A 16,677-nucleotide genomic window follows, 5' to 3' on the forward strand; every position below is an offset into this window, starting at 1 on the left:
TCATGTCGTGGATCGGGTTGCTCTGGGTGCTGGTGCTTGCGCTCCCGCTGCAAGCGCTGGCCGAAACGGTGGAGTACTTCCACACCGATGCGCTGGGCACGCCGATCGCGGTGACCGACGCCAGCGGCAACCTCATTGAGACAAGCGAGTACGAACCTTACGGCAAGTTGCTCAATCGGCCTGTGACTGATGGGCCTGGGTTTACCGGGCACGTGCAGGATGCGGCGACTGGTCTAACTTACATGCAGCAGAGGTACTATGATCCGAACTTGGGGCGGTTTTTGAGTTTGGATCCGGTAGGTACTGATAGCTATAAAGACAGGAATTTCAATGGGTATTGGTACGGGAATGATAACCCTTATGCTTTTTCGGATTCAGATGGAAGATGTACTGGTTCACATATAGAGAGTAAAGATGGGACATGTGTTAGTTCGGGGGATTTTACTACCCAGGGTCCTGGACCAACGATGCGAGGCGCGCAATCTGTTGTGCATCAAGCGTACATAGAGGCTCAACTTGGTTTTGATCCTAGTGCCGCCTTCGCAGCGGCTGATTTGACCTCAATACCTATGTTTTGTGAGTCTCCAGCTGACTGCGCGACCATCAGGCAGCAAAATCTCTACGCTCAAGGAAAAATAAGTAAAGATGAGTTAATGGAGCACTATGAGGCTCAGGGTGGTGGGGCTCTTGTGGGGATGGGGGCCTTAGCGGTGGGGTACGTTGTTGTAAGATTCCCTGCTGCCTTGTCGGCTGCAGGTACGGCGATCAGGTTTATTAGGCTTGGCTACGAAATAAACGGTGGAAAAAATTTCCGTATTGCGCCATTTGGAAATAGAACGGGCCATCCTATTGGAAGGTGGCCGCATTACCATCGAAGAGTGACAGATGTGAAGGGTGAGACGCTTCCGGGTCAGGGTATAGGACGGCATCGGCCATGGGAATCAAAATCTACAGATAAATCTTTTTGGGACAAATTCTGATGAGGCCTCCTTTTATACTTATTGATGGTGGTGATATAAATCTCTTTGGTTCTGAAAATTCACTTGTTAGGTATGTTGAGTCTCCCGATGTTGCTAGTTACACTGTCTTTGATTCATTGGGGAAAAGGCTGGATTTCTCCGCGACGCCAGATGTTGTTGAGTTTCATGGTCTGAAGTTGAGTGGTGTTACTCCTGTCAAGTTGGTGGAGTCTGATTCTGGGTTTGATGGGGGGGAGTTGTCTGAAATTATAAGTAAGTTCATTCAGCGGAGCTTTGGAGAGGATGTGGGGGGGCGTGATTTACATCAGCTCATTTCCATGCTGGAAAGTCGTCTGGGCATGACTAAGTGATGGTGGCTTCGATGTCGCTCTATTAGGGAAGCTCTGAACAAGCCTCCGCACATCGGCGACACTATGCGGATGTGATCGAGGGCGTGAGACATGACGCAACTGAGCTTCTCCTACGCCGAGCATGCCGGTGAGCGCAAGCGAACCCGCCGCGATGTGTTTCTTGCGCAGATGGACCAGGTGGTGCCGTGTAGCGCGTTGCTTTCGCAGATCCAGCCGCACTATCCGAAGGCCGGCCGAGGCCGCCGTCCGTATGCGCAGGAGACGATATTGCGCATCCACTTCCTGAAGCAGCGGTATGCGCTGAGCGATCCGCGCGATGGAGGAGGCGCTTTACGAAATCGCCGCGGGGGCTGGCCAAGAACGATGCCCAATTGAACGTGCTGTTTGCGTTGTGGAACCTGTGGATGGCGCGCAAGCCGTTGTTGGCGATGATGGGGAAGGTGCGCCCGCCAACTGGAAAGGTCGGGGTATTCCGCAGGTTGCGGCCTGAAATGGTCTGGATTAGGGCAAATAAGTGCATCCATTTGCTAGTCAATCAGCCGCATCCGATCAGGCCGCTTGGATCGGTGGCTTGTTCAGGGCCTCCCTAATGATTAGGAGTGGGCGTGGCGACGTCCAGTTATATTTCGTGGCCTGATAGGTCGCTTCTATAATTTAAGGATGAGCCGCCAGCTATCCCCGCGGCCACTGGCGAAGCGAATGTCACTAAACACGTGAAAAAAAGCCTCGGCACTGATCGTGGTGATGATAAAGGAGGGCTGATTGTGAGGGTTGCACTAATTCTGGTCCTTGGATTGATCTTTTTCCCTTTTGGGGCTTATGGATCATCTCCTTCAAGCAGATCAATAGAGCGGCTATTCGGAAAATCGACAGCCGTGATCGCTGGAAAAGTCGTGGGAATTAGCGGATCGTGTCCTGAGACGGGGTATTGCAATCCAATATATGTGGTGTCACTTGGGCGGGAGACTATGTCGACATTGAAGTCGCCTGGGGTCTCCTTGGTAGGGTATGATAAATTCTGCTCTAATGTTCAACTGGAGATGGGTCAGACATATATGGTGTTCTTGGAGTCCGCCAGTGAATTCAATACCGGTGATTCAAAAAAGTGCCCTCTCGTTGTCGATCTGGATGGTGTGTTCGAGAAGATTGGGTCTGACGTATATCGGGTTGGATCCCCGGAGGCGCAGGTGCTTGTTGACTTCGAGGGTAATAAATATTTGACCAATGCGGTTTTCGAGCCTGACTTTGAGAATTTACTTGAATCTCTGTCAGGTGCGAAAGGCTTGAAGTAGCTCCTTAAGTGGCCGTCTCTCAAGAGCCTCTCATCATCTTGTATGGCAAGCCTTTGCGTCGGCGGGAGCTTGCCCGCCGGTTTATGCGGGCGCTGGCTGGAAAACCCATGCTGGAAGTTTTTCGCCGGCGAGGTCTTCTCCCAGCGAATCTGCCTCGCGGTTCACGTTCGCTTAGGCGCGATCCAGAAAAAACGAAGCCGGCGAGTCGCCGGCTTCGTTCTTACACTCACGTCGCAATCAAGCCTTACACCGACAACTCCAACAACAACTTGTTGAGCCGCCGCACATACGCCGCCGGATCCTTTAGGCTGTCGCCAGCCGCCAGCGCCGCCTGATCGAACAGCACCTTGGCCAGGTCGCCGAAGCGCTCGCCATCGGCTTCTGCGTCCAGCTTCTCAATCAGCGGGTGCGCGGGGTTGAACTCGAACACCGGCTTGCTCTCGGGCAGCTTCTGGCCGCTGGCTTCGAGGATCTGCCGCATCTGCAGGCCCAGGTCGCCCTGGCCGATGGCCAGGATCGCCGGCGAGTCGGTCAGGCGGTGCGAGACGCGCACCTCGGCCACGTCGTCCTTGAGCACGTTCTGGATGCGCTCGACGAGGCCCTGCTTGGCCTTGGCCGCTTCTTCCTTGGCCTGCTTCTCTTCCTCGCTGTCGAGCTTGCCCAGGTCCAGGTCGCCGCGCGCCACGTCGACGAAGGACTTGCCGTCGAACTCGGTGAGGTAGCTCATCAGCCACTCGTCGATGCGGTCGGTGAGCAGCAGCACTTCGATGCCCTTCTTGCGGAACACCTCCAGGTGCGGGCTGTCCTTGATCTGCGCGTAGCTCTCGCCGGTCAGGTAGTACAGCTTGTCCTGGCCGTCCTGCATCCGCGCCACGTAGTCGGCCAGCGACACGGTCTGCGCGCCGTCGCTGCCGTGGGTGGAGGCGAAGCGCAGCAGGCCGGCGATCTTCTCGCGGTTGCCGAAGTCCTCGGCCGGGCCTTCCTTCAGCACCTGGCCGAAGTTCTTCCACACGCCCTGGTAGCGCTCGGCGTCGTCCTTGGCCAGCTTCTCCAGCATGTCCAGCGCGCGCTTGGTCAGCGCCGACTTCATCGAGTCGATCACCGGGCCGGACTGCAGGATCTCGCGCGAGACGTTCAGCGGCAGGTCGCTGGAATCGACGATGCCCTTGATGAAGCGCAGGTACAGCGGTAGGAACTGCTCGGCCTGGTCCATGATGAAGACGCGCTGCACGTACAGCTTGAGCCCGCGCGAGGCGTCGCGCTGGTACAGGTCGAACGGCGCGCGGCCGGGCACGTACAGCAGCGAGGTGTACTCGAGCTTGCCCTCGACCTTGTTGTGGCTCCACGCCACCGGGTTCTCGTGGTCGTGGGCGATGTGCTTGTACAGTTCCTGGTATTCCTCATCCTTGATCTCGGTGCGCGGGCGCGTCCACAGCGCGCTGGCGCGGTTGACGGTTTCCCATTCCGGGGCCTCGGGCTTGTCCTTGTCCTCGCCGTAGTGTTCCTTGTGAAACTCGATCGGCAGGGCGATGTGGTCGGAATATTTGCGCACGATGCCGCGCAGCTTCCAGCCGTCGGCAAAGCCCTTCTCGTCGTCCTTCAGGTGCAGCAAGATGCGGGTGCCGCGCTCGGCCTTCTCGACCGTGGCGACTTCGAACTCGCCCTCGCCGCGCGAGGACCAGTGCACGCCTTCGCTGGCCGGCAGCCCGGCGCGGCGGCTGTACACGTCGACTTGGTCGGCGACGATGAAGGCGCTGTAGAAACCCACGCCGAACTGGCCGATCAGGTGCGAATCCTTCTTCTGGTCGCCGGACAGGTGCTTGAGGAACTCGGAGGTGCCGGACTTGGCGATGGTGCCCAGGTGCGCGACGATCTCCTCGCGGCTCATGCCGATGCCGTTGTCGTCGATGGTGACGGTGCCGGCCTCCTTGTCGAAGCCGATGCGGATGCGCAGTTGTGCGTCGCCGTCCAGCAACTCCGGCTTGACCAGCGCCTCGAAGCGCAGCTTGTCGGCGGCGTCGGAGGCATTGGAGATCAGCTCGCGCAGGAAGATCTCCTTGTTGGAATACAGCGAATGGATCATCAGCTGCAGCAGCTGCTTGACCTCGGTCTGAAAGCCCAGGGTTTCTTTTTGGGTTTCCACGCTCATCGGTAGGTGCTCCATGAAGGATGGGCGGCCGCGCGGAGGAGGGCACGGCTCTGCCGGCCGACATGGTGGCGGCCGCGGCCGGCTTCAAGCGCTGGGCTGCGCATACGCGCGACACCGCGCTGGTCTATGATCCGGACCCCGTTTCCGCGCCGCCCACTGCCCGCTGCCCATGCCGTTCCTGCGTTCCCCGTCCTGCCGGTCCCGGCTCCCGCGAGGCCGCCGATGAGCCGTCCCGGCACCGGCCAGGTGCGGATCATCGGTGGGCGCTGGCGCAACACGCGGCTGCCGGTGCCGGACCTGGCCGGGCTGCGCCCGACCTCCGACCGGGTCCGCGAGACCCTGTTCAACTGGCTGCAGCCGGTCCTGCCCGGGGCGCGCGTGCTGGACCTGTTCGCCGGCAGCGGCGCGCTCGGGCTGGAGGCGGTGTCGCGCGGCGCGGCCGCTGCGGTGCTGGTCGAACGCGATCCGGGCCAGGCGGCGCAGTTGCGCGCCACGGTCGCGCGGCTACAGGCGCAGGATCAGGTGCAGGTGGTGCAGGGCGATGCGCTGCGCTGGCTGGCCGAGCCGCCGGCAGAGGCCCTGGCGGACATCGCCTTCGTCGATCCGCCGTTCGCCGCCGGGCTGTGGGACGCGGTGCTGCAACGCCTGCCGGACCGGCTGGCGGCCGACGCCTGGCTGTACCTGGAGTCGCCGGCCGGGCAGGGGCCGGCGCCGCCGGCACCCTGGGCGCTGTACCGCGAGGGCGGCAGCCGCGAGGTGCGCGCTGCCCTGTACCGGCGCACCGCTGCTACACTTCCCGGCGACCTTCACGCGGTACCCGACGCATGACCGTGGCCCATAGCCGCATCGCCGTCTATCCCGGCACCTTCGATCCGATCACCAACGGCCATATCGATCTGGTCAACCGTGCCGCGCCGCTGTTCGAGCAGGTGATCGTGGGCGTGGCGCAGAGCCCGTCCAAGGGGCCGACCCTGCCGCTGGAACTGCGCGTGTCGCTGGCCCGCGAGGCGCTGGCCGGGCACCGTAACGTGGAAGTGCTGGGCTTCGATACCCTGCTGGCGCATTTCGTGCGGTCGGTCGGCGGCGGCGTGCTGCTGCGCGGCCTGCGCGCGGTCTCCGATTTCGAATACGAGTTCCAGATGGCGAGCATGAACCGGCATCTGATCCCGGAGGTGGAGACGCTGTTCCTCACCCCGGCCGAGCAACACAGCTTCATTTCGTCCTCGTTGGTGCGCGAGATCGCGCGCCTGGGCGGGGATGTCTCCGGCTTCGTGCCGCCGTCGGTGGTGCAGGCGCTGGTCCAGGCCCGCCAGGCCGCCGCGCAGCGCTGAGCCGTCCACCATTCACTGACGACACAGAGGGAGCCGTTCCATGAATACCACCGCACGCGCGTTGCTGATCGCTTCGCTGGCCCTGGGCTTCACCGCCTGCAAGAAGGAAGAGGCCGCCAAGCCGGCCGCCGACGCGCAGCCCGCGCTGACCGCCCCGGCCAAGGACGACGACGCCGGCTGGAAGAAGTACCTGCAGGAAGTGGCGATCCAGAACATGGGCACCGTCACCAACAGCCCGTTCCTGTACTACCTGCCGCCGGAATCGGATCCGGAGTTCCAGGCCAAGTACGATCGCCAGGTCGAAAGCGCCACCACCGCCATCGGCCGCGGCATCCAGCCGGGCAACATGCTGGCGTTCGGCTCCTCGGCCTCGGCCAAGATGGCCGACCTGATCGCCGCGGCGTTCGCCAAGGTCGAGCCGAACAGCATGAAGGGCGTGCGCGTGGTCTACATCGGCGCTCCGGCCGACAACGCCCGCGTCGAAGCCGTGGTCAAGCCGACCGGCGCCGACTACATCTTCGTCGAAGCCAAGTAAGCCCGCAGGGCCGGCGCGCCGACGCGCGCCGGCTCCGCCATGGCGCGCCGCCTGCAACGGGCGGCCGCGTCGCGCGGACGTGCTGGTAGCCGTCGCGCAGTTCCGCAGTTCCGGGCGGGGTACAGGCGATGCGGATCTGCATCACGGGCCCCACCGGCGCCGGCAAGACCACCCTGGCGCGCCGGCTCGGCCGCCGTCTCCGTATTGCCTGCCACGCGTTGGACGATCTGCACGGGGTCCGCGGTGCCGAGGGGGACATGCGCCGCCCGCTCGAGGAAACGCTGTCGCTGTTGCAGCGCATCGTCGACGACGAACGCTGGATCGTCGAAGGCGCGCAGTTCAAATGGGCCGACGCGGCGCTCGCGCGCGCCGACCACATCGTGGTGATCGATGCGCCGTCCTGGCGCACCACCCTGCAGATCGTGCTGCGGCCGGGCCGGCAGTGGCTGGGCCTGGAGGCTTACGCCTGTCGCCCGCGCTTGGCGCGGCTGCCTGGAGCCGCGACGACCACTGCGAGGAGCGCGCTGTTGCGGACCAAACTGACGCCGTTCCGCGCCAGGACCCTGTTGATCCGCCACAGCCGCGCGCGATTGCCGCCGTCGCTGGGCTAGTCGGCGGGCAGGCCGCCCGGTGCCGAGGACGGCGCCAGGAAGGCTTGCCGATGCGCGGCGATCCAGGCATCGATCGAACCGGGTTGGAAATCCCCAAGTCCAGGCTGCGCCTGCAGTGGCGCGGCCAGCAGTGCATCGGCCTGCTGTGGGGATGCGGCGAAGAAGCGGAACTTCGACGCCACCACGCGTCCATGGCCGGCACCCAACGCCGCATCGACCTCGCGCTCGAACGCGTCCAGTGACTGCGCGCGATAGCACACCGGGCGGCCGAGCCCGGCCGTGAGCCGCTGCACCAGTTCCGGGCCGGTCAGGCTCTCGGTGCCGGCAATCCGGTAGCTGCCGCCGTCCGTGCCATGCCGCAGCAGTGCCAGTGCAGCCTCGGCGCAGGCATCGGCCGAGGTCCAGGCGATGCGTTGCGCGGCGGCGATCGGCGGCGCGAACACACCGTGGGCCACGATCTCGGTGCGTGCCGAGGGCTTCAGCAGGTTGTCCAGGTACAGCGTCGGCCACAGGATCGCGCAGGGCAGGCCGGCGCCGCGCGCCAGCGCCGCGAGTTCGGCGTTGGTGCGCAGGCTCGGTTCGGGACACGGCGCCGGCAGCGGCGCGCTGCTCAGTTTCAGCACGAATGAGGTCAGCCGCGCCGCGCGCGCGGCGGCCAGCGCATGTCTGGCCCGCGCCAGCGTCGTCGTGCCGGGACCGGCGGGAAACTGCAGGACCGCGTGGGCGACGCCGCGGCTGGCCGCGAGCACGGCGGCAGGATCGTCCAGGTCGGCTTCGACCACCTCCGCGCCCAGCGCGCGCAGCGCCGCGGTGGCGGCGCCTTCGCGAACCAGGGCACGGACGGCGAGGCCGTGCTGGCGGGCGGCGCGGACCACGGCGGCGCCCTGCACGCCGTTGCCCAGATAGACGAGGAGGGGGCCGGAAAGGGGAATCGGGGACATGCGTTGGCTCCTGCTGGAGGGATCCGCCGCAGCAAGCCCGGTCGAAGGCGGCCCACGGACAGACCCCGGGACGATGGACACGGGGACTGTCGGGGAATCGCGCGGCACGGCGCGAACAGAGCCTCTCCGCCAGCGCGGAGAAGGGCCTGGGCCTACCGAGACCAGGCCAGCCATTTTCGACGCCGCGACTCTAGGCGCGGCCGCCACCGGCGTCAATCGCCACAGGCCGTTCGCTGCGCGGCTTCCGGCGCGGTGGCGATACAGCGTTCCGCACCGCGACGCCGCCTTCGCGGGGCCGTCCCGCCCCGATCCGGTAAACTGCCCCGGTCAGTGCCGAAGTGCGCCACATGTCCCTCAAGATCAACGAGCTCTGCGTCAACTGCGACGTCTGCGAGCCGGCCTGCCCGAACCAGGCCATCGCCATGGGCGAGACGATCTACGTGATCGACCCCGCCCGCTGCACCGAATGTGTCGGCCATTTCGACGAGCCGCAGTGCGTGGTGGTGTGCCCGGTGGAATGCATCGACCCGGACCCGGCCATCCCGGAGACGCACGCGCAATTGTTGGCCAAGCTGCAGCGCCTGCAGCGCGACCACCCCGAGTTGTACCCACAGGAGCCCCCTGCCGCATGAGAAGCCTCGTCCGCCGTGTCCTGCTGCTCGCCCTGGTCCTGACGCCGTCGGCGTGGGCCGAGGCGCCGGTCGCCGAGGCGACTGCCACCACCCCGGCCGCGCATCCGCACGGAGCCGCCATCGCCAGCGGCCACCGCCTGGCCACCGAGGCCGGCCTGCAGATCCTGCGCGAAGGCGGCAATGCCTTCGACGCCGCGGTGGCGGTGTCCTCGACGCTGTCGGTGGTCGAACCGATCAGCTCCGGCCTCGGCGGCGGCGGGTTCTTCTTGCTGCACGACGCCAGGACCGGCAAGGACGTGATGCTGGACGCGCGCGAGACCGCGCCGGAATCGGCGACGCCGGCCGCGTTCCTGGACGCCAAGGGCGAGCTGGACCGCGACCGCTCGATCAACGGCCCGTGGTCGGCCGGCATCCCCGGGCTGCCGGCGGCGCTGGTGGAACTGGCGACCAAGCACGGCCGGCTGCCGCTGCGGCAGTCGCTGGCGCCGGCGATCCGCATCGCCCGCGAAGGCTTCCCGGTGTACGCGCGCATGGCCGAGGGCTACCAGTCGCGGCGCAAGGTGATGGAGCGTTATCCCGGTACCCGCCAGGTCTACCTGCGCAACGGCCGCCCGATCGCCGTGGGCGACGTGTTCAAGCAGCCGGAACTGGCCAACACGCTGCAGCTGCTGGCCGACAAGGGCTTCGACGGTTTCTACCGCGGCGCCACCGCCAAGAAGCTGCTGGCCGGCGTGAAGCAGGCCGGCGGGCGCTGGACCGCGGAGGAACTGGCCGGCTACAAGGTCAAGGAGCGCACGCCGATCCGCTTCGACTACAAGGGCTGGACCATCACCACCGCGCCGCCGCCGTCCTCCGGCGGCATCGCCCTGGCCAGCATGCTGCAGATCCTGGAGGGCTACGACCTCAAGACCATGGATCCTGTGCACCGCGTGCACCTGACCGTGGAAGCGATGCGCCGCGCCTACCGCGACCGCACCTTCTTCCTGGGCGATCCGGACTTCACCCACGTGCCGCAGCGCATCCTGCTCAGCAAGGATTACGCGGTGGGCCTGCGCTCGACGATCAACCCCGAGAAGGCCACGCCCAGCGACCTGTTGTCGGGCAAGCCGACTCCGCTGGAAGACGACGAGACCACGCATTTCTCCATCATCGATGGCGAAGGCAACCGCGTCGGCGCGACCCAGACGGTCAACCTGCTGTACGGCTCCGGACTGATCCCCAAGGGCACCGGCGTCCTGCTCAACAACGAGATGGACGATTTCGCGCTGCGTCCGGGCACGCCCAACGCCTTCGGCGTGATGGGCTACGCGGCCAACGCGCCCAAGCCGGGCAAGCGCCCGCTCAGCTCGATGTCGCCCACCTTCATGGAGAACGCGGACAAGGCCATCGTGCTCGGCACCCCGGGCGGCAGCCGCATCATCACCATGGTGCTGCTCGGCATCCTCGGCTACGACGACGGCCTCACCGCGCAGCAGGTCGCCGCGCTGCCGCGCTACCACCACCAGTGGCTGCCGGACGTGATCGAAGCCGAGACCGGCACCTTCGATGCGGCCACGGCCAAGGGCCTGCAGGCGATGGGGCATGCGCTCAAGCTGCCCGGCGACACCGCCGAGGACGGCCACGGGTCCAGCCACGTCTGGGGCAACCTGCAGACCGTGGAGTGGGACAAGCGCCGCAACGTGCTCAGCGGCGGCAGCGACCCGCGCAACGAAGTCGGCAGCGCCGAAGTGCTGCAGACCGCGCCGGTGCCCTGACGCCCGCTTTTGCGACTCCCCAATCCCGAATCCCGAATCCCCGCCCATGAAGCTCTGGTCCATCCAAGGCAACTCGCAGAAACTCGACGGCGGCGCGATGTTCGGCAACGCGCCCAAGGCGATGTGGCAGCACTGGGCCACGCCCGACGACGGCAACCGCATTGCACTGGCTTGCCGCGCGCTGCTGGCCAGTCCGCTGGCCGGCAAGACGGTGCTGTTCGAGACCGGCATCGGTGCGTTCTTCCCGCCGGCGCTGCGCGAGCGCTACGGCGTGCAGGAGGCGCGGCACGTGCTGCTGGATTCGTTGCAGGACGCCGGCTTCGCCCACACCGACATCGACGTGGTGGTGCTGAGCCACCTGCATTTCGATCATGCCGGCGGCCTGTTGGCGCCGTACCAGGAGGGCGCTGCGCCGAAACTGCTGTTCCCCAACGCGCAGTTCCTGGTCGGCGCGGCGCACTGGCAGCGCGCGCTGCAGCCGCATCCGCGCGACCGCGCCAGCTTCATTCCGGAACTGCCCGGCCTGCTCGAGGCCAGCGGCCGCCTGGAACTGGTCGACGGCGAAACCTCGCGCGCGCTCGGCGAGGCGGTGCGGTTCCGTTTCAGTGACGGCCACACGCCGGGGCTGATGCTGGCCGAGATCGTCGGCCCCGGCCATGGCGAGGACGGCCAGGCGCACGGCGGGGTGGCGTTCTGCGCCGACCTGATCCCGGGCCGTTCGTGGGTGCACGTGCCGATCACCATGGGCTACGACCGCAATGCGGAGCTGCTGATCGACGAGAAGCGTGCGTTCCTGGAGGACGCGCTGGCGCGCGACGTGCGCCTGTTCTTCACCCACGATCCTGACTGCGCGCTGGCGCAGCTGCAGCGCGACCCCAAGGGCCGCTTCGTCACCGCGCACGAGGTGGCTGCACTGCAGGCGCGGCCGCTGGCGGCCTGAGCGCCGCGTGACGCAGCTGCGTGCGGCGTGCCGGCGCCTGCCGTCGCGCTTGCAGCCGTCATCCTTGCCGGCGAATATCGGCGCATGAAGCTGCCCCATGCCCTGTCCTGCCTGTTCCTCGCCTGCCTGCTGCTGGGCGGTTGCACCTCCCGTGCCGACACCGCCTTGCCGTCGCCAATTCGCCTGAACCAGGTCGGTTTCCTGCCCGCGGCGAGCAAGCTGGCGGTGGTGCCGGACGGCCACGGCGACGCGTTTTCGATCACGCGCGCCGACAGCGACGAGGTCGTGCTGCGCGGTACCCTCGGCGCCGCCGCGGTGTGGCCGCCGGCGCAGCAGACGGTGCGCATCGCCGATTTCTCCGCGCTGCGCACGCCCGGCCGCTATCGCCTGCAGGTCGACGGCCTGCCGCCGTCGGACAGCTTCGCCATCGGCGAAGACGCCTACAACGCCCTGTCGCGCGCTGCGCTCAAGGCCTATTACTACAACCGCGCCAGCACCGCGCTGGACGGCACCTACGCCGGCCGCCACGCGCGTGCCGCCGGCCATCCCGACGACCACGTGCTGGTGCATGCCTCTGCGGCCTCGCCGGAGCGCCCGGCCGGCACCGTGATCGCCGCGCCCAAGGGGTGGTACGACGCGGGCGACTACAACAAGTACGTGGTCAACTCCGGCATCACCGTCTACACCCTGCTGGCCGCCTACGAGCAGTTCCCCACCTACTTCACCACGCACCCCGAAGGCATTCCCAACAGCGGCGGCGACGTGCCGGACATCCTGCGCGAGGTCGACTGGAACCTGCAGTGGCTGCTGGCGATGCAGGACCCGCACGACGGTGGCGTGTACCACAAGCTGACCAACCTGGACTTCGCCGGCATGCAGATGCCGGATCAGGCGCGCGCGCCGCGTTACGTGGTGCAGAAGAGCACCGCGGCCACGCTCGACTTCGCCGCGGTGATGGCCCAGGCCAGCCGCATCTACGCGCCGTACGACGCCCAGTTCGGCGGCATCTCCCAACGCATGCTAGAGGCCTCGCGGCGCGCCTGGGCGTGGGCGCAGGCGCATCCGGACGTGGCCTACCGGCAGCCGGACGACGTGCACACCGGCGCCTACGGCGACAGCCAGTTCGACGACGAATTCGCCTGGGCTGCCACCGAGCTGTACCTGGCCACCGCCGACGACGCGTTCTACGACGCGGCGATGGCGCGCAAGGTGCCGGCCAGCGTGCCGGACTGGCGCCAGGTCGGCGGGCTGGCGTGGATGTCGCTGGCGCAGCACCGCGCACGGCTGACCCCGCGCGCCGACCAGGCGCGCATCGCCGACGAAATCGAGGGGCTGGCCGATCGTCTGGTGCAGGTGTGGCAGGGTTCGGCCTGGCGGGTGACGATGCGCGACGCCGATTTCCATTGGGGCAGCAACGCCACCGCGATGAACCAGGCGATGATGTTGCTGCAGGCCTACCAGTTGCAGCACAAGCCCGAGTACCTGCAGGCCGCGCAGTCGCAACTGGACTACGTGCTCGGCCGCAACCCGCTGGGCATGTCCTTCGTGACCGGCATCGGCACGCGCTCGCCGATGCACATCCACCATCGCATCTCCATCGCCGACGGCGTGGCCACGCCGGTGCCGGGATGGCTGGTCGGCGGTCCGCAGCCGGGGCAACAGGACGCCGATGCGTGCAAGCACGCCTACGTGTCGACGCTGCCGGCGCTGTCGTACCTGGACAAGGAATGCAGCTACGCCACCAACGAAGTGGCGATCAACTGGAACGCGCCGCTGGTGTACGTGAGCGCCGCGCTGCAGGTGCTGCAGCGCTGATCCGAGGCCGCGGCGCGGTGGCGCCGCTTAGGGCGTGTCACCCATTCCCGAGGATGCCGGGTTGGGTCTGCCAGGCCCAACCCGAAGGGCCGCGGGTCCGCGCGCCCGTGGTTGCGTCATCGCTTGGGCGTGGACGCACGTCCACGTCCTCGTTCTTCCTTGCCACGGGCACGTGCAACCGCGGCGCGGCATGCTCGGGGATGGATGACACGCCCTAGCCCAGGCGGGTGCCGAAGATGCGGTCGCCGGCATCGCCCAGGCCCGGCAGGATGTAGCCCTTGTCGTTGAGATGGTCGTCGATGGCGGCGGTGTACACCTCCACGTCCGGATGCGCCGCTTCCAGCGCCTGCAGGCCTTCCGGCGCGGCGACCAGGAAAATGCCCTTGATCCGCCGTGCGCCGGCGCGCTTGAGCATGTCCACCGTGGCGATCAGGGTGCCGCCGGTGGCCAGCATCGGGTCCAGGATCAGCGCGTCGCGCTCCTCCAGGCGGCCGGTCAGGCGTTCGAAGTAGGGCACCGGTTGCAGCGTTTCCTCGTCGCGCTGCAGGCCGACCACGCTGACCCGCGCCGCGGGAATCAACGCCAGCACGCCGGGCAGCATGCCCAGCCCCGCGCGCAGGATCGGCACCAGGGTGATCTTGGCGCCGGCGATGCGCTGCACCTGGGTCGGGCCGGCCCAGCCGTCCATGGTGTGGGTCTCGGTCTCCAGGTCGGCGGTGGCCTCGTAGCCGAGCAGGGTGCCCAGCTCGGTGACCAGTTCGCGGAAGCCCTTGGTGCTCAGCGCCGCGTCGCGCAACAGGCCGATCTTGTGTTGCACCAGCGGGTGGCGGACTTCGACGATCTTCATGGGCGCGCTCGCAAGGGGGAGGCGCACAGTGTGCCGCAGCCGGCTCCGGCGCCGCCAGCTGTCGGCGCCGGCGCATGGCCCGGGATGCGCCGCGAAGACGCATCCCGGCCATGCCGGAGTGGCTCAGGCCGCGGGATCGAGTGCCTCGGCGGTGTGCGCCCGCGCACGCTGCGCAGCCGCATTGCGCACGCTGCCGGAGGCCGCGGTATGGCGCGTGTCGATCTTGAACAGCGCCACTGCCTGGGTCAGCTGGCCGGCCTGCTCTTCCATCGAGCGCGCCGCCGCCGTGGCTTCCTCCACCAGCGCCGCATTCTGCTGGGTGGCCTCGTCCATCTGGGTGACGGTCTGGTTGACCTGCTCGATGCCGGCCGACTGCTCCTGCGAGGCGGCGGAAATCTCGCCCATGATGTCGGTGACGCGCTGCACCGACGACACGATCTCGTGCATGGTCTTGCCGGCCTGGTCGACCAGGGCCGAGCCCTCGGCGACGCGGCTGACCGAGTCGTCGATGAGGTCCTTGATCTCCTTGGCGGCGTTGGCCGAGCGTTGCGCCAGCGTGCGCACTTCGCTGGCGACCACCGCGAAGCCGCGGCCCTGCTCGCCGGCACGTGCCGCTTCCACCGCGGCGTTGAGCGCCAGGATGTTGGTCTGGAAGGCGATGCCGTCGATCACCGAGATGATGTCGCCGATCTTCTTGGAGGACGCCTCGATGCCGCTCATGGTCTGCACGACTTGGCCGACCACGTCGCCGCCCTGCGAGGCCACCGAGGCCGCACCGACCGCCAACTGGTTGGCCTGGCGTGCATGTTCGGCGTTCTGGCGGACCGTGGAGGTCAGTTCTTCCATCGACGCGGCGGTTTCCTCCAGGCTCGCGGCCTGCTGCTCGGTGCGGCGCGACAGGTCGTCGTTGCCGGTGGCGATCTCCCCGGCAGCGGCGCTGATGCTGTTGGCGGCGGTCTGGATGCGCGCGACGATGCCGGTCAACTGATCGCTGGTGGCGTTGGCGTCGTTGCGCATCCGCGCGAACACGCCCTGGAACTCGCCGTGCATGCGCGCGGTGAGGTCGCCGGCGGCGATGGCCTGCAGCAACGCCGACAGCTTGCCCAGGTTGACGTCGCTGACCTCCATCATCGCGTTGAGGTCCTGCACCATCAGCTGGAAGTCGTGCTGGAAGCGCGCGGCATCGCCACGGGCGCTGAAGTCGCCGGCCGCGGCGGCCGCCGCCAGGCGCTTGATCTCGGTGTTGATCGCCAGCAGGCTGGCCTTGGCCGCATCCATCGATTCATGCAGTACCGCACGGCTGCCAGGCAGGCGGCGCGCGTCGCGGCGCAGGTCGCCGTTGGCGTATTCGTTGAGTACGTCGATGGCATCGACGATGGCATCGAGGTGCTCGAACATCATGGTGTTGATGCCCTTGCTCAGCTCGCCGTACACGCCGGGGAAGTCCTGCGGCATGCGGTGGCTGATGTCCTTGTCGGCGTGCAGTTCGATCATCCGCGCGGTTTCGCCGGAGAAGCGCTGCAACTGGGTCTGCATGCGCCCCATCGCCTGCAGCAGGCGGCCGGGTTCGTCGCGCGCATCGGTGGCCACGTCGTTGTCCAGGCGGCCCTCGGCGATGGCTTCGGCCGCGCGGGTGGCGCGGGCCAGCGGCACGGTCAGGCTGCGGGTGATCATCCACGCCAGCAGACTGCTGACCAGCACCACGGCCAGACCGCCGGAGATCAGCAGGATGCGGCCGCGCTCCATCGCCGCGGTGGCGGTGGCATAGGCCTGCTCGCCGTTGTTGCGCTGCCAGACCGCATAGCCGCCGATCGCCTCGCGCCAGCGCTGGGTGGCCGGCGCCGCCTGGTACAGCAGCACCTTCATCGCATCGTCGGACTTGTAGGTCAGCCCCAGCTCCAGCACCTGCTGGTTGAGCTCGGTCGCCTGCGCGTAGGTCCGGTTCATCTGCTCGCGCAAGGCGCGATCACGCGGGCCGGTCGCCGGGATGGCGAACAGTTTGGCGCTGTATGCGCGATAACGGCGCAATTCCTTCACCATGATCTTGGCGAAGGCGATGTTCTCTTCCTGGGTGGTCGGCAACACGATGTTGCGCAACTGGATGCCGATGTCCGAACTGGCATCGAGCATTTCGTTGGTATAGACGATGGTGGAGACCGTGCGACGGGCCACGGTGTCCAACTGGCTGCGCGCCTGCGAGAGGGTGAGCAGGCCGCCGACCACCAGTCCGCAGGACAGCAGGATGAGCAGGCCGAAGGAGAAGGAGAGGCGTCGCGAGACGTTGTAGCGATGCAGAAGAGCGGTCATGCGCTGGTCCTGGCAGGAGGGGATGGGAGTACCAGAGATGGTCGCGGCACTTGATTGATACGAAAAGCAACGAATATTTCACGTAATCGTGACGCAATTGCATATCCGTCTACTTCGTCTCCCCTTAGCGGCGTGGAGCCCGCGTTCTTTAATCGAATCGGTCGAGTTGCCCTCTGCGTCACAGTTGTCGCGT

General features: G+C 66.6%; 15 protein-coding genes and 1 pseudogene. 12 read left to right on the forward strand and 4 right to left on the reverse strand.

What is annotated here, in order from left to right:
- Positions 1–2: 2 nt before the first annotated feature.
- The 4 genes and pseudogenes from Q7W82_RS10235 to Q7W82_RS10250 all read left to right on the forward strand — a co-directional run bounded on the left by Q7W82_RS10235 (position 3) and on the right by Q7W82_RS10250 (position 2,622).
- Positions 3–980, forward strand: coding sequence for an RHS repeat-associated core domain-containing protein (locus Q7W82_RS10235; RefSeq protein WP_242156765.1), 978 nt, complete (start codon positions 3–5; stop codon positions 978–980).
- Entirely contained in the window at positions 980–1,330 is a 351-nt protein-coding gene (locus Q7W82_RS10240; RefSeq protein WP_242156767.1) for a hypothetical protein, read from the forward strand. The genes Q7W82_RS10235 and Q7W82_RS10240 overlap by 1 nt, the downstream gene beginning before the upstream one ends.
- A gap of 90 nt (positions 1,331–1,420) precedes the next feature.
- Positions 1,421–1,670 (forward strand): annotated as a pseudogene (locus tag Q7W82_RS10245) (transposase); the annotation flags it as partial.
- Between the two features lie 373 nt (positions 1,671–2,043).
- Entirely contained in the window at positions 2,044–2,622 is a 579-nt protein-coding gene (locus Q7W82_RS10250) for a hypothetical protein (protein WP_242156769.1), read from the forward strand.
- Positions 2,623–2,866: 244 nt separating this feature from the next.
- Here Q7W82_RS10250 and htpG read toward each other — a convergent pair whose 3' ends face one another.
- Positions 2,867–4,771 carry a molecular chaperone HtpG gene (gene htpG / locus Q7W82_RS10255; protein ID WP_242156771.1) on the reverse strand — a complete coding sequence of 635 codons (1,905 nt, stop codon included), beginning with the start codon at positions 4,769–4,771 and terminating at the stop codon, positions 2,867–2,869.
- 222 nt (positions 4,772–4,993) lie between these two features.
- Here htpG and rsmD point away from each other — a divergent pair, with 222 nt between their 5' ends.
- From rsmD to Q7W82_RS10275, 4 genes are all read left to right on the forward strand, one after another.
- Complete coding sequence (rsmD, locus tag Q7W82_RS10260; protein WP_242156773.1) at positions 4,994–5,599, forward strand: 16S rRNA (guanine(966)-N(2))-methyltransferase RsmD; 606 nt, start codon at positions 4,994–4,996, stop codon at positions 5,597–5,599.
- Positions 5,596–6,102: a pantetheine-phosphate adenylyltransferase gene (gene coaD / locus Q7W82_RS10265; protein ID WP_019801822.1), complete on the forward strand. Its 507-nt coding sequence runs from the start codon at positions 5,596–5,598 to the stop codon at positions 6,100–6,102. Before rsmD ends, coaD begins: the two co-directional genes overlap by 4 nt.
- Before the next feature lie 40 nt (positions 6,103–6,142).
- A complete protein-coding gene (locus Q7W82_RS10270; protein WP_160947056.1) occupies positions 6,143–6,637 on the forward strand; it encodes a hypothetical protein in 495 nt (164 codons plus the stop codon).
- Between the two features lie 128 nt (positions 6,638–6,765).
- Entirely contained in the window at positions 6,766–7,248 is a 483-nt protein-coding gene (locus Q7W82_RS10275; protein ID WP_242156775.1) for an AAA family ATPase, read from the forward strand.
- Here Q7W82_RS10275 and Q7W82_RS10280 read toward each other — a convergent pair.
- Positions 7,245–8,189 (reverse strand): NmrA family NAD(P)-binding protein, encoded by a 945-nt coding sequence (locus Q7W82_RS10280; RefSeq protein WP_242156777.1) that lies wholly within the window; start codon positions 8,187–8,189, stop codon positions 7,245–7,247. The two genes, Q7W82_RS10275 and Q7W82_RS10280, sit on opposite strands and share 4 nt — an antisense overlap.
- A 347-nt stretch (positions 8,190–8,536) precedes the next feature.
- On the opposite strand from Q7W82_RS10280, the gene Q7W82_RS10285 reads away from it, so the two are divergent.
- From Q7W82_RS10285 to Q7W82_RS10300, 4 genes are all read left to right on the forward strand, one after another.
- Positions 8,537–8,821 (forward strand): YfhL family 4Fe-4S dicluster ferredoxin, encoded by a 285-nt coding sequence (locus Q7W82_RS10285; protein ID WP_017908325.1) that lies wholly within the window; start codon positions 8,537–8,539, stop codon positions 8,819–8,821.
- Positions 8,818–10,575 carry a gamma-glutamyltransferase gene (gene ggt, locus Q7W82_RS10290; RefSeq protein WP_242156779.1) on the forward strand — a complete coding sequence of 586 codons (1,758 nt, stop codon included), beginning with the start codon at positions 8,818–8,820 and terminating at the stop codon, positions 10,573–10,575. The genes Q7W82_RS10285 and ggt overlap by 4 nt, the downstream gene beginning before the upstream one ends.
- 46 nt (positions 10,576–10,621) lie before the next feature.
- Positions 10,622–11,515 carry an MBL fold metallo-hydrolase gene (locus tag Q7W82_RS10295; RefSeq protein ID WP_242156781.1) on the forward strand — a complete coding sequence of 298 codons (894 nt, stop codon included), beginning with the start codon at positions 10,622–10,624 and terminating at the stop codon, positions 11,513–11,515.
- Positions 11,516–11,599: 84 nt separating this feature from the next.
- Positions 11,600–13,330: a glycoside hydrolase family 9 protein gene (locus Q7W82_RS10300; protein WP_242156783.1), complete on the forward strand. Its 1,731-nt coding sequence runs from the start codon at positions 11,600–11,602 to the stop codon at positions 13,328–13,330.
- 214 nt (positions 13,331–13,544) lie between these two features.
- On the opposite strand, the gene upp is transcribed toward Q7W82_RS10300, so the two are convergent.
- Positions 13,545–14,177 carry a uracil phosphoribosyltransferase gene (upp, locus tag Q7W82_RS10305; RefSeq protein ID WP_242156785.1) on the reverse strand — a complete coding sequence of 211 codons (633 nt, stop codon included), beginning with the start codon at positions 14,175–14,177 and terminating at the stop codon, positions 13,545–13,547.
- Between the two features lie 123 nt (positions 14,178–14,300).
- A complete protein-coding gene (locus Q7W82_RS10310; RefSeq protein ID WP_242156787.1) occupies positions 14,301–16,484 on the reverse strand; it encodes a methyl-accepting chemotaxis protein in 2,184 nt (727 codons plus the stop codon).
- Positions 16,485–16,677 lie beyond the last annotated feature (193 nt).

It is taken from the genome of Xanthomonas indica (assembly GCF_040529045.1).
GTDB lineage: Bacteria > Pseudomonadota > Gammaproteobacteria > Xanthomonadales > Xanthomonadaceae > Xanthomonas_A > Xanthomonas_A indica.

Excerpts from the sequence above, each read along its gene's own strand:
- Q7W82_RS10310 (WP_242156787.1), bottom strand. The coding sequence starts at position 16,484 with ATGACCGCTCTTCTGCATCGCTACAACGTCTCGCGACGCCTCTCCTTC.
- Q7W82_RS10270 (WP_160947056.1), top strand. The coding sequence starts at position 6,143 with ATGAATACCACCGCACGCGCGTTGCTGATCGCTTCGCTGGCCCTGGGC.
- Q7W82_RS10285 (WP_017908325.1), top strand. The coding sequence starts at position 8,537 with ATGTCCCTCAAGATCAACGAGCTCTGCGTCAACTGCGACGTCTGCGAG.
- upp (WP_242156785.1), bottom strand. The coding sequence starts at position 14,177 with ATGAAGATCGTCGAAGTCCGCCACCCGCTGGTGCAACACAAGATCGGC.
- Q7W82_RS10295 (WP_242156781.1), top strand. The coding sequence starts at position 10,622 with ATGAAGCTCTGGTCCATCCAAGGCAACTCGCAGAAACTCGACGGCGGC.
- rsmD (WP_242156773.1), top strand. The coding sequence starts at position 4,994 with ATGAGCCGTCCCGGCACCGGCCAGGTGCGGATCATCGGTGGGCGCTGG.
- Q7W82_RS10275 (WP_242156775.1), top strand. The coding sequence starts at position 6,766 with ATGCGGATCTGCATCACGGGCCCCACCGGCGCCGGCAAGACCACCCTG.
- Q7W82_RS10280 (WP_242156777.1), bottom strand. The coding sequence starts at position 8,189 with ATGTCCCCGATTCCCCTTTCCGGCCCCCTCCTCGTCTATCTGGGCAAC.
- Q7W82_RS10240 (WP_242156767.1), top strand. The coding sequence starts at position 980 with ATGAGGCCTCCTTTTATACTTATTGATGGTGGTGATATAAATCTCTTT.
- Q7W82_RS10300 (WP_242156783.1), top strand. The coding sequence starts at position 11,600 with ATGAAGCTGCCCCATGCCCTGTCCTGCCTGTTCCTCGCCTGCCTGCTG.
- coaD (WP_019801822.1), top strand. The coding sequence starts at position 5,596 with ATGACCGTGGCCCATAGCCGCATCGCCGTCTATCCCGGCACCTTCGAT.
- Q7W82_RS10235 (WP_242156765.1), top strand. The coding sequence starts at position 3 with ATGTCGTGGATCGGGTTGCTCTGGGTGCTGGTGCTTGCGCTCCCGCTG.
- ggt (WP_242156779.1), top strand. The coding sequence starts at position 8,818 with ATGAGAAGCCTCGTCCGCCGTGTCCTGCTGCTCGCCCTGGTCCTGACG.
- htpG (WP_242156771.1), bottom strand. The coding sequence starts at position 4,771 with ATGAGCGTGGAAACCCAAAAAGAAACCCTGGGCTTTCAGACCGAGGTC.